This is a genomic window from Candidatus Filomicrobium marinum, from assembly GCF_000981545.1.
GTDB lineage: Bacteria > Pseudomonadota > Alphaproteobacteria > Rhizobiales > Hyphomicrobiaceae > Filomicrobium > Filomicrobium insigne.
Genome location: NZ_LN829119.1, coordinates 3,330,208 through 3,342,781 on the forward strand (window position 1 = coordinate 3,330,208; position 12,574 = coordinate 3,342,781).

The 12,574-nt window shown below is 55.3% G+C and carries 16 protein-coding genes; 7 read left to right on the forward strand and 9 right to left on the reverse strand.

Features of this window, described 5'->3' with window-relative positions:
* Positions 1–74: 74 nt before the first annotated feature.
* From YBN1229_RS15560 to YBN1229_RS15575, 4 genes are all read right to left on the reverse strand, one after another.
* Positions 75–359, reverse strand: a complete 285-nt coding sequence (locus tag YBN1229_RS15560) for a methanol dehydrogenase [cytochrome c] subunit (RefSeq protein ID WP_046480360.1) — start codon at positions 357–359, stop codon at positions 75–77.
* 118 nt (positions 360–477) lie between these two features.
* Entirely contained in the window at positions 478–1,074 is a 597-nt protein-coding gene (moxG, locus tag YBN1229_RS15565; RefSeq protein ID WP_046478395.1) for a cytochrome c(L), periplasmic, read from the reverse strand.
* Positions 1,075–1,182: 108 nt separating this feature from the next.
* Positions 1,183–2,073: a methanol oxidation system protein MoxJ gene (gene moxJ / locus YBN1229_RS15570; protein WP_046478394.1), complete on the reverse strand. Its 891-nt coding sequence runs from the start codon at positions 2,071–2,073 to the stop codon at positions 1,183–1,185.
* Positions 2,074–2,295: 222 nt separating this feature from the next.
* Positions 2,296–4,176: a methanol/ethanol family PQQ-dependent dehydrogenase gene (locus tag YBN1229_RS15575; RefSeq protein WP_046478393.1), complete on the reverse strand. Its 1,881-nt coding sequence runs from the start codon at positions 4,174–4,176 to the stop codon at positions 2,296–2,298.
* A 433-nt stretch (positions 4,177–4,609) separates the two neighbouring features.
* Between YBN1229_RS15575 and YBN1229_RS15580 the strand changes: the two genes are divergently transcribed.
* Genes YBN1229_RS15580 through YBN1229_RS15590 form a run of 3 tightly spaced genes read left to right on the forward strand, consistent with a single transcriptional unit; the run spans position 4,610 to position 7,319 of the window.
* Entirely contained in the window at positions 4,610–5,161 is a 552-nt protein-coding gene (locus YBN1229_RS15580) for a hypothetical protein (protein ID WP_052743995.1), read from the forward strand.
* Positions 5,158–6,672 (forward strand): histidine kinase, encoded by a 1,515-nt coding sequence (locus tag YBN1229_RS15585; RefSeq protein WP_046478392.1) that lies wholly within the window; start codon positions 5,158–5,160, stop codon positions 6,670–6,672. The genes YBN1229_RS15580 and YBN1229_RS15585 overlap by 4 nt, the downstream gene beginning before the upstream one ends.
* The gene (locus YBN1229_RS15590) at positions 6,669–7,319 is read left to right on the forward strand and encodes a response regulator transcription factor (RefSeq protein WP_046478391.1); all 651 of its coding nucleotides are present in this window, start codon (positions 6,669–6,671) and stop codon (positions 7,317–7,319) included. Before YBN1229_RS15585 ends, YBN1229_RS15590 begins: the two co-directional genes overlap by 4 nt.
* A 75-nt stretch (positions 7,320–7,394) precedes the next feature.
* On the opposite strand, the gene pqqA is transcribed toward YBN1229_RS15590, so the two are convergent.
* The gene (gene pqqA, locus YBN1229_RS15595; protein ID WP_046476472.1) at positions 7,395–7,484 is read right to left on the reverse strand and encodes a pyrroloquinoline quinone precursor peptide PqqA; all 90 of its coding nucleotides are present in this window, start codon (positions 7,482–7,484) and stop codon (positions 7,395–7,397) included.
* Between the two features lie 83 nt (positions 7,485–7,567).
* Between pqqA and YBN1229_RS15600 the strand changes: the two genes are divergently transcribed.
* Positions 7,568–7,951, forward strand: coding sequence for a hypothetical protein (locus tag YBN1229_RS15600; protein ID WP_052743996.1), 384 nt, complete (start codon positions 7,568–7,570; stop codon positions 7,949–7,951).
* A gap of 27 nt (positions 7,952–7,978) precedes the next feature.
* Here YBN1229_RS15600 and YBN1229_RS15605 read toward each other — a convergent pair whose 3' ends face one another.
* The 3 genes from YBN1229_RS15605 to YBN1229_RS15615 form a co-directional block, all read right to left on the reverse strand.
* On the reverse strand, positions 7,979–8,608 hold the full coding sequence (locus tag YBN1229_RS15605) for a hypothetical protein (RefSeq protein ID WP_046478390.1): 630 nt from the start codon (positions 8,606–8,608) through the stop codon (positions 7,979–7,981).
* Between the two features lie 102 nt (positions 8,609–8,710).
* The gene (locus YBN1229_RS15610; RefSeq protein ID WP_046478389.1) at positions 8,711–9,385 is read right to left on the reverse strand and encodes a 5-formyltetrahydrofolate cyclo-ligase; all 675 of its coding nucleotides are present in this window, start codon (positions 9,383–9,385) and stop codon (positions 8,711–8,713) included.
* A 48-nt stretch (positions 9,386–9,433) separates the two neighbouring features.
* On the reverse strand, positions 9,434–9,757 hold the full coding sequence (locus YBN1229_RS15615) for a DUF1971 domain-containing protein (RefSeq protein ID WP_244466776.1): 324 nt from the start codon (positions 9,755–9,757) through the stop codon (positions 9,434–9,436).
* 89 nt (positions 9,758–9,846) lie between these two features.
* Between YBN1229_RS15615 and YBN1229_RS15620 the strand changes: the two genes are divergently transcribed.
* A complete protein-coding gene (locus YBN1229_RS15620) occupies positions 9,847–10,317 on the forward strand; it encodes an RrF2 family transcriptional regulator (protein ID WP_046478388.1) in 471 nt (156 codons plus the stop codon).
* A gap of 15 nt (positions 10,318–10,332) precedes the next feature.
* Positions 10,333–10,683, forward strand: a complete 351-nt coding sequence (locus YBN1229_RS15625) for a DUF488 domain-containing protein (RefSeq protein WP_046478387.1) — start codon at positions 10,333–10,335, stop codon at positions 10,681–10,683.
* On the opposite strand, the gene YBN1229_RS15630 is transcribed toward YBN1229_RS15625, so the two are convergent.
* The gene (locus YBN1229_RS15630) at positions 10,680–11,531 is read right to left on the reverse strand and encodes a pentapeptide repeat-containing protein (RefSeq protein ID WP_160298723.1); all 852 of its coding nucleotides are present in this window, start codon (positions 11,529–11,531) and stop codon (positions 10,680–10,682) included. The two genes, YBN1229_RS15625 and YBN1229_RS15630, sit on opposite strands and share 4 nt — an antisense overlap.
* A 212-nt stretch (positions 11,532–11,743) precedes the next feature.
* Between YBN1229_RS15630 and YBN1229_RS15635 the strand changes: the two genes are divergently transcribed.
* Positions 11,744–12,568, forward strand: coding sequence for an IclR family transcriptional regulator (locus tag YBN1229_RS15635; RefSeq protein WP_046478386.1), 825 nt, complete (start codon positions 11,744–11,746; stop codon positions 12,566–12,568).
* Positions 12,569–12,574 lie beyond the last annotated feature (6 nt).

Sequence of the window (12,574 nt, forward strand, 5' to 3'; positions counted from 1 at the left end):
CCCCATTTCACCTCGGGAGGAAGCAGAGCGGTTTTGCAAGCGTAGCACTGCACCGAGGCGTCAAACCAAGCTCACTATTGGATCTTGGAAACGTCGTAGACCCATTTTCCGGTCTTCTTAAAATTCTCCACGCGCTTGGCGTTCCGCTCTTCCATCGAAGCAATCGATGCCGACTGCTTGTTCAGCTCCTTGGGATCATGCTTGGGGTCATACTTGGAGCCGGCCACCTTTTCAGGATAGCCAGGCTTAGGCTCCCAGCAGTTGCCAGGGGCTTTGCATTTCGTTCCATCATAGGCCATTGCGCCTCCAGCAACGGAAAGCAGAGCAGCAGCGGCGATGACCGAAATCAATGTCTTCATTTTCGTTTCCTCCATGGGTCTTCAGGTCTTGCCAGTTCACCCGGCGGCCATGCGGCCACCGCTTCAATCCGCCAACTCGCAAAGGAAATTCCACCTACTTCGGACGGAAAGGATGAGCTCATTGCGCGGAAACTTTGCAGGCATCCAGAGCCGCAGTCTTTTGCTCCTCTGACGCCGAACTATTTTCTTCTGCGGATTTGTCAGGCTTGAATGGCGTGAAATTTTTCTTTTGCTCGTCAGTAAGCCAATCGGCCTCGGCCACATCACCAGTATAGAGATGACGAATCCAAGCCATCATCAGCAGCATTTCATCCAACTGCAGGTGGCTTCCATGCGGCCCCATCATGCCTTGCGCACCACCAAAGATTGTTTCGAACAATCCCTTGTCGGTTTTGTTTTTGGGATAGGTCCAATAGCTATCGTTCAAGCCCGGACCAACTTTGCCTTCGGCATAGTGACCGTGGCATCCCGAGCAAGCGACCAGATAAGCTTCTTCACCCTTTGGCAGACATTCCTTCACTTCCGTGTAGGGGTTGATTCCAGTCTGCAAGAATTGACGAACAGCCTCCGTATCGCGCCCCTCGGGCAGCGAGTCATCGAGATTGAGAACTTCACCGGTAATCGTGTGCCGGAATGTTACCTGGCCCGAAGCCACACCGAGACCAAACACAAACACTGCGCTGGCAGCCGCAGTCATGATCAGTGATTTTTTCATTACTGTTGGTCGCTTCTCTACCTTTATATCGCGTTGCGATTCACATCTGTTGGAGCGAGCAATCACGGAGTGCACGGCAATCGCAGCACGCACTCCAAGACCTGCGCGCTAGCTTCTCGATGACGTTTCAACGAGCGGGATCCCTTCTTCTGTCAGGATCTCTCTGATCTGCGGACGAGCCTTTTCGATCGCGAGATTTATGGCATCGAGCAATGCCGCATCTTCTTTGCGAACGGCGATCGACTGACTGAAGTGATGTGGAACTTTCTCGCCATCAACGCGAACGTTGTTGTCTGGGATGACAACCATCTTGAGCTTAGGATTCACTTTGACGTACCGCGCCACCTCAGGGGCAAAGGCAACGGCAAGATCAGACGTGCCGTCGGCGACTTCCCCAATGAGCCGTTTTGGATCAATGCGGGTGTATTGGTTGCGACGGCTTTTGAAGTTCGTCAGCGAGTTCATGTAGTTGAAATGTACGTTGAAGAGATCAAGCTTTGTCAGCATGACCTGTGCGGGAGAACCGGGCACAAAACCGATCTTGTCCGCCTTGACAAGGTCAGGGCTTTCCCAACTGGTAATGTTGAGATCGGACTCGACGCGCTCAACGAAAACATAGGGCGCGCGATAATAGGGCTCGGACGTCGCGACCCGTTCGTCCCCGGTGTCGACCCCCATCACCACATCACACACGTGCATATTGAGCTTGTCGCGAACGAGGTAGATAGCCGGTTTGTTATGCCAGACGAACAACGGTGTCCGGCCCATCGCCTCAGCAATCGCTTTGGCTATCTTGTTTTCAAATCCACGCTCATCGCGCGTGGAATAAGGGTGCTCATTAGCTGCCGCGCAAACTCTAAGTATCGAGGGGTCCGGCGCGATATCTTGTGACGCCGTGTTCGCGGCCTTGACGGGGAAACCAGCGCCGACAGCCACTGCCAATGCGAGCGCACCGGGCAACCAGCACTCGACGCGCGAAAAGGATTTGGTACGGAACATGGACTGCTTCCTCTTTGTCTTGTGACCGCGTCGTTGATGTTCTTCTCCGTCTGCGTGCGAAGCCGCCCAAGGGTGCCAAAATCACACGGCGGTAGGACCAGCGGAGTTATTGGAGCAAGGGAAGCCGGAGGAGCACTCGGGAGATCGCGACCACCGGCTTCCTACGTCCACGAAGTCCCGACTACCGGAGATCCGGCAGCCGGGATCGAGACTGATGTAGGGTTAGCCCTTGCCACCCTTCCACTCGCCGACGGTCACGTCGTCATAAGGTCCCTTGCCATCGAGCGAGAAGACCGCGACACCGCCACCCATCTGCGTGTAGTTTTGAAGGTTCTTGAAGGCACCGACAGCACCCAGACCGGCAGTCGGATCCTGAAGATCGAACACCAGACCAACGCCCGGCCAACCACCGACGCCATACATGATGGAAACGAACTGCGTGCCGTTGTGCTCGAACGTCATCGGATGGCCAATCGACCCCGAAGGCAGCTTGGCTTTCCAAAGCAGCTCACCGGAGCGGCTATCACGAGCCTTCAGGAAGCCGTCGAGCGTACCGTAGAACACGAGGTTCCCAGCCGTCGACATGGTGCCGCCCCAAACGGAGAAGCGTTCCATTTTCTCCCATTTGTACTCACCGGTGATGGCGTTATAGGCCTTGATCTGGCCGAGGCCTTCATAACCCTGGCGATCACCCTTCGGGCCCGGATACATCCACAGGGTCGCACCGACGAAGAACTGACCGGCACGATAGGGAAGCATGAAGGGCTCCCAGTCCATGCAGATGTGGTTGATGCCCATGAAGAAGAGCTGCTTCTCTGGATCATAGCTGTCGTGACCCTGGTTGTGATAACCCATGGCCGACGGACAGATATCGGTCGCCTTGTGATCCATTCGCGTGGAGAACTCAGGATCACGAACCGGCAAGCCAGTCTTCAGGTCGACTGTCTTTACCCAGTTGACCGTATCATCAAGCTTGTTCGCCGAGATCAGCGTGCCGTCCTCGCGATCAAGCGTATAGACAATGCCGTTCCGGTCGGGGTGGGTCAGAAGCTTGCGCATCTTACCCGACTTGTCCTTCTGCTCAGAAAGCATCATGACGTTGACGCCGGCGTAATCCCACTCGTCGTGTGGGGTCTTCTGATAGCCGAACTTGGCCATACCCGTATCGGCATCCCGACCCCAAATGGTCATAGTCCACTTGTTGTCGCCGGGACGCATGGTCTCGTTCCACGGAGCTGGGTTACCCGAGCCGTAGTAGAAGAGCTCCAGGTCAGGATCGTACGCATACCAGCCCCAGTTCGTGCCGCCGCCGATCTTCCAGGCGTCACCTTCCCAGGTGCCGGTGCCGAGCCCCTTCTGACCATAGTGTGGATTGGCCTTGTTAAAGTTGTCACCAATCCCGACATCGCCATCCGGACCCGTCGCGTACTTGCGCCACTTTTGCTCGCCGGTCTTAACGTCATAAGCCGTCACGTAGCCTCGAACGCCGAGCTCGGCACCGGACGATCCGACAAGAACCAAATCCTTGATGACGTAAGGAGCGATCGTCAGCGTCGAACCAACTTTGATGTCCGAGTTTTCAATCTTCCAGCGCTCTTCTCCGGTCTTGGCGTCAAGCGCAACAACGTGACCATCGAGCTGCGTCTTCAAGATCAGCGGCTTCACATCACCGTCACCAGGCCAGTAGGCCAAACCGCGGTTCACGAGGTCGCAACACGCAACAGAACGCGCAGCGGGGTCTTGCTTCGGCTTGTGCTGCCAGATGATGCGGCCGGGGTCATTCAGATCAAGCGCAAAGGTATTATTCGGAAAAGACGTGTGCACGTACATAACCCCGTCAACGACGAGCGGGGTGCCTTCATGCCCGTGCAGAAGACCGGTCGAAAACGACCAAGCTTGGCGCAATTGTTTAACGTTGTCGGTATTGATCTGAGTGTTCGGGCTATAATTATTCGCGTGATACGTCTTGCCCGTCATAATCCAGTTGTCGTTGCTCTTTGAGAGCTCGACGAGCTTGTCGTTCGCGGTTGCGCCCGACACCCCGAGTGCCAACGCCGCAAGTGACGCAGACACTAACAGGGACGTTCTCCAGGATTTTTTCATTTATGGAAACCTCACGTTTCGTTCCCTAGACCAAGGCAATCACGCTCCCCAGCCTCCGACATCGCCGGAATACTGATGTGCAGAGCTGCCTTTGATGCGCGGTACAGGCGAGGACCGGAGTGGACATGCTCCGCCCGAAACCGATGCGGCAGATTCCACTTCCTGGAGCCGTTCTTTTTCGACACCGCGAAGTCGTATCCAACACGCAGCGCTACGCTAGAGCCGGCCCTAGCGCCCGTCTTTAGTCCGACTACCAGAACTGGCCGGGAAGAAGTGGCAACAAGGACTGCCTTTCCTCACCCCTCACAAAATCGTAACGATGTAACAGCTGAGGCCAGCCCCAAAACCGCTAAATACAAGGGAATGGCAATCCTGCCTTATCGGGCACGGAGCTCTGCGTAGCCTTGGCGATTCACCCGAATGAGGCTCAGCCGTGCGCCACAACGCTACCCACTTTGGTCATCGCCACCGCCCTGCCGTTAAGCGGGTTATGGCAGTCGCGTGCATCCTGACAAGCGCAGCCCTCGGCGCATGCTCTGACGATCCCGCCGAGACCATTGCCCAACACCCGGCAGCGCAAGAAGACCCGGAGAAGCCTCTGACGCAGGACCATTGGCTAGAAGCGAATGAAGGAACCAAACCGGAAGTGTGGCTTGCCAGCAGAATTGACGGTCAGAGCGCAACGCCGGGGAGCCCAGCGGTTGAACGCATTGCATCCCTTCTCAACACCGCTGCCGGGCAGTTTCGTGAATCACCAAGAATGATCGCCAATCGCGCCGTCCAACTCGAAGGCATGCTAGCGGAAATCGGTGCACCGGAACCAGCCATCGAGATCATCGAAGAACTCTCGCGAATTGTCGGCGAGAATACGCATGACGAAGGCTTTGGCTCTCTTTGCCAACACTATTTCAACCTGCGCACCGCAAACCACAATCGCGATCAAGCACTCGCTGATCTCAAATCGAGATATGGAGCGCAACAATGATCCTCACCGCTTCCGAAAGCGAATCCAAAGGCGGCGCGGAACTCCTGCCCAGCCTTATCAAACGCCTGCAAAATCTTTGGTACCGTCGACCGGTTCGCACTCAGATCCTCATCGCCTTCCTGGCCGTCACCGTCGTCACGTCGCTGTTTGCATGCTTTCTAAAAGTTCTGGACGCCGGAAACCGTACCCGCATCGAGATGCGCGCTTCCATGGATCTAGCGGAGAGTTTCGTGCGGGAAACGGCACGCTCTCTTTTGAACGAAACAGAGGCACGGAATCTGCTTCAAACTCTTGAGGCTCAACTCAAACATCTTCGCCACGTCCGAATAGAAGTGGTCAGAGCCAACGGAGAAAGGGGCCCGAGCAAAAACCGCCCGCCTCAGGAACCTTCGAACGAAAGAGAACCAGCTTCGGTACCGCGATGGTTCATTGAAATGGTTCGTCCACCGGCAAATAGATTCAACGTTCCGATAAGGGTAGAAAATCAGCCCATCGCAACCGTTCTGATCCAAGGCGAGCCTTCCGATGAAATCGCAGAAGTATGGAACGACTACCGCACGATGCTGCTACTCTGGATCGGCACAAATCTGCTTATGTTGAGTGCCCTATACGTCGTGCTCGGCCGCATCCTAGATCCCCTGGTCGGATTGGCCGGCGCAATGAAACGTTTGGAGCACGGTCACAGCGCAGTGCGCGTCGAACCTCCCAAAGTCCGCGAGCTGCGCATGATCGCCGACCACTTCAATCAACTCGCCGCAGCGTTGGACGCCGTAAATGCCGAAAATTCCCGCCTTTGTCGGGATCTCATCACCGTCCAGGAGGAAGAACGCCGACAAATCGCAAGCGAACTTCACGACGAAGTCGGCCCCTGCCTGTTCGGGATAATGGTCAATGCCTCATCGATCGAGCAGTACGCTCAACCACTTCCTGAAAAAATATCTTCCGAAATCGCTAGCAGAATCAGTGAAATACGGACGATCAGTGACCGGCTCAAATCCATAAATAGGCGGCTACTGAAAAAGCTCCGACCGATCGCTTTGGGCCGCATAACGCTCAAAGAGCTCATAACAAAACTCTCTACCGAATTTGAGCTTCGTCACCCCAATATCAGGTTCAGCACGATCACAAACGATCTGCAATTGAGCTACGGTGAATCTATAGATCTCACCATTTACCGCTGTATACAGGAGGGCATAACAAACGCGCTGCGTCACGCTAATCCCAAGAATATCGTTGTCCAATTGGCTCATGAAACCATTACCGGCCCAGACGGCGAAGCCGCATATTCTCAGATTAGCCTCAACATTCGCGACGACGGAGAAGGGATCCGGGACCCTGCACCCAACGGGTTCGGATTAGCCACGATGCGTGAGCGAGTGCGCGCCCTAAACGGCACATTCTCACTTAGCGGCAATTGGCCCTCAGGCACCGCCATAGATATTACCGTTCCTGCGGGGCGCTCGACCGGCGAAAAAAGACTAGCTGCAGAATTTTTTGGAAACCGCGCATGACAAAAGTTCTCGTGATCGACGACCATCCCATCGTGCTTCAGGGTTGCAAGCGTGTGCTGCAGGACGCCCGCGTAGAGTTCGTCATTCAAGCGGCAAGCCTATCAGACGGCTTCCGCCAATATCGCGCCCAAAAGCCTGACGTTATCGTCGTCGATCTCGCTGTGAACACAGGCGCTCTCGATGGATTGAACTTCATACGCAGACTACGCATCCACGATAAGAAAACACCCATACTGGTTTTCAGTATGCACAGCGACCCGGTAATTGTGAGCCGGGCACTGGAAGTCGGCGCCAACGGCTTTCTCTTGAAAGACACATGCTCCGACGAATTCATAAAAGCGTTTCAGCGCGTACGGGACGGCGGCACTTACCTCAGCCATGAACTCGCATCGGAAGTCGCCTTCATCAGCGCGAGAGGATCAAATAACCCATTGAATACAATAACGATTAGAGAGTTGCAGACACTCTCTTTGATAGCTGAAGGCAAACCCTACAACATCATCGCGGAAGAACTGAACGTCAGCTACAAAACGATCGCGAACACAGCCGCGCAGATCAAAAACAAGCTTGGCGTACGGACACTGCCGGAACTGATGCGCATAGCCATTCAACATTTGCCCGCAACGTCGATCAAACGACATCTCTAACGTTCTGGCATGCACATAAAAAAGCGTGACGGCCGCAAGCGGCCGTCACGCCAGACTTATTCAAAATTGGAACGCTTAGATAACGTCGATCTCAGCTGGGAGATAGCTCGTAACTTCGAGACCAACTTCCTGCTCGCGAACCTGAGGTTTATTCCAAACCTTCATTTCTCGTTTCCTCCAAAAGTTTCACACAAACCGTTATGCTTCCCAATTATTTTTATGGACACATCGGAGAATGAGCGCAAGTCATGTTTTCTGATCGCATCGATTTGAGAAATAAAGTGACAAAACGCAATTTCTCTCAAGGCGCAATCCTTGCTGCGGCCACATTAATTTTAGGAGCTTCAATCGCAACGCCGCTGCGCGCTGCTTCTATTTGCGCATCTGTTATTGAGAGCGGATGGGCAATCGCATCCACGGAGTCCGAAGCGAAGAAGCGCGCAATCCTGTGGTGGTCATCACGCGCCGGCGCAAAAGGACCTGGCTATGAAAATTGGGATCGGGCCCAGCGCAAACGAACGCTCTGCGAAGCCTATAAAGGCAAGACCCGGTGCAAGGTCACGGCGGCCCCGTGCCTGCCTGAAGGACGTCTTCCAGATTTAAAACCGGGAGAAAAACACCTGGAACTCTAAGGCCCGACACGCATACGACAAGCAAACTTACCGCGTCGCAGGCACATCGATCTTCAGATCCTCTCTCAATTGAAAGGTACCGTCGAAAAGCCGCTCATTCGGAGCATCGGGCTTGGTCACGATGTTCCGCACAGGCAGTCCCGTCTCCTTGTCAACGTAAAGCATTTGAACGTTACCCGGCACGGCTTCAGCGCCCGTTTTTGCCGCGACGGGAGGTAACTCCGTGCGGTACGCCACGTACTCGCCCCCCTCGAAAGTTTTCTCACCAAGACATTCATAAGCAGCATTCGCGCTTTTGTTTCCCGAAAGGGACTGGCGCATTTGCCCAGAAACCTCTTTCGCGAATTTGTCCGGCACCTTCGCCCAACCTTGTCCTTGATTTGACCAGGCTTCCGATCCAATTACGATCAGTTCAACGGTCCCAGCCGAAGTTCCCGTCTCGACTGTTTGATGCATACGATCCGGCGGCACATAATCAACCGACATGCTGAGCGAACCTTGATCGTTCACAATCTTCGTCATCATACGGAAAGCAGCTGCCTGCCTGAGCTTTGCAAACGCCGCATCAACCTCTGCGCTACAGTCTGCATGGGCACTGCGTGCAGCACCCAAAATTGAAAGAGCCAGAACCCCGCAAAAAACAAGACGACGATGCACGTTCGGCTACTCCTGCCTAAACATTGGGAGGGCGAGGCTTCGCACACGCGCCGAGGCGTGTCATGGCACAAACTATTGCCGAGTTTTCCCGTTCGAACGCAGTTAGCGTCGGATCGCCTCTCGCTCTGTCACGACAACGTCCATCGCAACGTCATAGGTCTGCGGATATATGGTCGGAATTTCCATGACACTGTATCCGACACCGACAGTTAGCGGACGGTTCGTGGCGCATGCCAACGTCCGATCAAAGTAGCCACCGCCATAACCCAGCCGGTAACAAGCTCTATCAAACCCAACGACAGGAGCGATAATCACATCCGGCGTCACAGCCGCCGCACGGTGCGACGGAACAGGGATGTTCCATATGCCCTTCTCGAGCGGTTCGCCTTTTCGCCAGAGGCGGAAGATCAGCGGAGCTCCCTTCTGTTCCACGACAGGTAAAGCTCCGGTGCCCCCGCGCATCTCCAGAGCTTCCAACCAAATGCGCAAGTTCGGCTCCCCACGCATCGGCCAGTAAGCGCTGACCACCTTTCCCTCCACGCCGCCTATAATTTCGTCGAGCCGCGATACGATGGCGTCTGCATGCGCCGTACGCTCGACAACCGGCATCGCAAGCCGCGCATCTATGAGCCGAAGACACTCGCTGCGTCTCCAGCGTGAGACGTCCTGCTGCTGTTGCACATCAAGCCCCATGTAGGCCGGGTCTATTTCATGCATGAGACAAGGTGGAGATGCGTAGCTACCGCCTTCATCGCGATCATCATCTCTCCCGGACATACGACGCTCCTGGCCAATTTCGACGTGCCTTTGCTTCACGACGGATGCTTACACCTCGATCCCGTCGACATGAGGTGAACCGTCTTGAGATGAAGCGCTATAGAACTCGACATAAAATCGGACAGCACCTAACGGCTCCACCTCGTGCGCCTCTTCCGGACGAACGATGCCCGTCACACCTGGTGAAAGGATCTGCTCGGAAAGCGGCTCTAAACACCGGTAGCGCAAACGCCCTTCGACGACATGGATCACCGCCCAAACACCAGCCTTGGTCCTGTGTGTTTTGCGTAAACCGTTCGGCAAAGTGTCCTGGTCGAAAACCGGCGTTTTCCGGTAAGCGACCAGCCCCTCGGGCAACTGCTCGTCAATCACTTTTGCCACCAGAATAAAACATGCATTTGAAATACCACTTTATGGTGGCATAATCGACGGCGCAACGAGTTATTCGGGAGGCCCGACGGATGCGCCTTACGATGTATACGGACTACGGACTGCAGACGCTGACGCGCTTAGCTGCTGAGCCAGAAAGAGTTTTTTCTATCGACGAGATCGCCAAAGAGTTCGCGGCCTCACGCAATCATCTCGTTAAAGTCATACGGGATCTGGCCCAATGCGGCGTTCTTGAAGCTCAACATGGCAGCACAGCACGCGGATTTCGCCTCGCACGTGATCCTAAAATGATTACGCTCGGAGAAATCGTCCGACTTCTAGAGTCGCGCAAAGCAACACTCGAGTGCCTCAGAGCGGAAGAAGCGACCTGTCCACCCTCCGAAAGATGCCGACTTAGCAAAAAGCTAAACGCCGCCCGCGAAGCCTTTCTGCGAGAACTCGACACCACGACGCTCTTCGACTGCGCATTGGTCCCGAGAAACCGAACCCAAGACAAACACACCGCGGAAACAAGACACGGCGCAACTTCAGATTGCGTGTGAGAGGATCGTTGTGCGATGGGCATCCACCTAAAGCGCGCCTACGATCCACCCTCATCCGGTGATGGCATACGCATTCTGGTCGATCGCATCTGGCCGCGTGGGGTTACCAAGGAACAAGCCGCATTCGACTTTTGGGCCAAAGACCTTGCTCCCTCCGCGGAACTCCGCAAATGGTTCGGGCACGCGCCCCAACGTTGGGAGGAATTCCAACGGCTCTATCGCATTGAACTTGAACAGCACGAAGCCGAGCTTGACGATCTGCGCAAACAAGCTGCCGCCCAAAGGGTGACGCTCGTTTTCGGCGCTAAGGATCGCAAACACAATCAAGCCGTCGTGCTCAAACAAGTTATAGAAAATCAAACTTAGCGATCCATCGGACCTTCGTCCTGACGCGAAAGCCCCGTAGCCCCTTCCAAATCAGCATCCGTCAAGTCTGCCCCCGCGAGGTTGGCACCCGCAAGATCCGCACCTCTCAGATCAGCGCGCGAAAGGTCTGCATCGGAAAGATTCGCACCACGCAGATTCGCATTCCGAAACTTCGCAAATGTCAGCGTGAGCCCCGCCATATTGGCATTCACCAGCTTAGCCCCCGTGAAGTTAACATGCGCCAGACCATGGGTAGGCGTGCCACCCAAACCACGTTCTGAAGCCGGCGCAAAGTCTGCCCCCGTAAGGTCTGCACGACTGAAATCAGCTCCGCCAAGTCGCGCTGTAATCCGAACACCACGAAGATCAGCATCGCGAAATAACGGCAAGTCCTGCGCAACAAAACGAAGGTCGGGCGCCACACTCGGCCTCAGGATCGATGCGTTTTGTAAAGCCGCTTTTGTAAAGTCGGTACGCACGAGAACGGTGCGGTCAAGCACAGCCCCCGTCAGATCAGCGCCTGCGAGATTGGCTGCAGTTAAATCCGCGCCAAATAAATTGGCGCGCGACAGATCTGCCCCTTTAAAATCTAGCCCTGAGAGATCAAGCCCACGCAGGTCGCTGCCCGACAAATCTACCCGCTCTCCCGCCTGAGCCAGAAAGAGAGTACGGGCCACATCTCGGACCGTCTTCTTGGACACTGTCTCCGCTGACGCCACAGTCCACAAGAGACAAACTGTCGAAGCCGTAAGAACGGCCCACCGCACCCAACGCATTACGTTGCGAAAAACCCGGTAGAAGACATAGCTTACCGCATTGGCTCCAGCGGAATTCGGATGCAATGTCATAGTTGTCCTCATGCGTTGACGCGTCCTGAGAAGCAGCAACAGGTCGGGTTTGAAACCCACGAAGCAAACTAGCCGAATATCGAACATGCTTTCCATAAGATATCAATGAACACACATATTTAGTAGCATCATCAATCGAAATAGAGCCAATTATTGAACGCCACTGCAGGTGTTCAATAATTGGACACAGCGCGAACATTCAGGAAAGACCGATGTCCAACGGTCACAGCTCGTCACGAACCGTCCATGCTTCCGATCTACCCGCCGGCAGCCTGAACAGAGCCGTCACATTGCTTGAGGCGATCGCACAGGGCCCGCAAGAGGGATGCGAGCTGAGTGATCTCGTTGCTCGGACGTCTCTACCCCGCCCCACCGTTTATCGCGTATTGGAAATGCTGATGACCGTAGGCTGGGTATCCCGTGATCCCGAAACCCGCCGCTTCAACCTCGGCGCCGATCTCGCTGCGCTTGGCTTTTCGGCAATTAGCCGCCATCCACTGGAACGCACCGCAGCGACCACCCTCAGCGCCTTAGCGGAAAAGCTCTCGCAGGTCGTCTATCTTAGCGTCCGCTCCGGCTTGGACTTCGTCTGCGTTGGCCGCTACGAAGGCCCATCACAGATACAGGTTGGACGAGGTTGGGCGGGCATGCGCGGCCCATTCGGCATGACACCCGCCTGTATGGGCATGTTTGCCCGAATGAACCCTGACGAGGTCCGCGACATCATCAAGCTCAGCATGCCGCGGTACCGCCGCATCGATGGCTTCGATGAAAAGGGTTTCCGCAAATCGCTCGCCGACTCGATGGACGCGGGCTACGGGATCTACGGCAATATTGTCCTCGACCGATCGACAAGCGGCATGGGCGCCGCCATTTGCGATCCGTCGGGCCACCCCGTCGCAGGTATCGGCACAACATTCATTACCGGGTGGCTCGACGACGCCCAACTCAAGCAATGCGCTAAAGCCTTAATGACCGCAGCAACGGACATCGAACACCGAATGTTTCTAGCAGAGCTGCCTTCACCGAAACGCTAAGCCCTC

Bases quoted from the DNA above. Each gene is read 5' to 3' on its own strand.
- YBN1229_RS15585 (WP_046478392.1), top strand. From the start codon at position 5,158: ATGATCCTCACCGCTTCCGAAAGCGAATCCAAAGGCGGCGCGGAACTC.
- YBN1229_RS15590 (WP_046478391.1), top strand. From the start codon at position 6,669: ATGACAAAAGTTCTCGTGATCGACGACCATCCCATCGTGCTTCAGGGT.
- YBN1229_RS15610 (WP_046478389.1), bottom strand. From the start codon at position 9,385: ATGTCCGGGAGAGATGATGATCGCGATGAAGGCGGTAGCTACGCATCT.
- YBN1229_RS15625 (WP_046478387.1), top strand. From the start codon at position 10,333: ATGGGCATCCACCTAAAGCGCGCCTACGATCCACCCTCATCCGGTGAT.
- moxG (WP_046478395.1), bottom strand. From the start codon at position 1,074: ATGAAAAAATCACTGATCATGACTGCGGCTGCCAGCGCAGTGTTTGTG.
- moxJ (WP_046478394.1), bottom strand. From the start codon at position 2,073: ATGTTCCGTACCAAATCCTTTTCGCGCGTCGAGTGCTGGTTGCCCGGT.
- YBN1229_RS15560 (WP_046480360.1), bottom strand. From the start codon at position 359: ATGAAGACATTGATTTCGGTCATCGCCGCTGCTGCTCTGCTTTCCGTT.
- YBN1229_RS15630 (WP_160298723.1), bottom strand. From the start codon at position 11,531: ATGACATTGCATCCGAATTCCGCTGGAGCCAATGCGGTAAGCTATGTC.
- pqqA (WP_046476472.1), bottom strand. From the start codon at position 7,484: ATGAAGGTTTGGAATAAACCTCAGGTTCGCGAGCAGGAAGTTGGTCTC.
- YBN1229_RS15620 (WP_046478388.1), top strand. From the start codon at position 9,847: ATGCGCCTTACGATGTATACGGACTACGGACTGCAGACGCTGACGCGC.
- YBN1229_RS15575 (WP_046478393.1), bottom strand. From the start codon at position 4,176: ATGAAAAAATCCTGGAGAACGTCCCTGTTAGTGTCTGCGTCACTTGCG.
- YBN1229_RS15635 (WP_046478386.1), top strand. From the start codon at position 11,744: ATGTCCAACGGTCACAGCTCGTCACGAACCGTCCATGCTTCCGATCTA.
- YBN1229_RS15600 (WP_052743996.1), top strand. From the start codon at position 7,568: ATGTTTTCTGATCGCATCGATTTGAGAAATAAAGTGACAAAACGCAAT.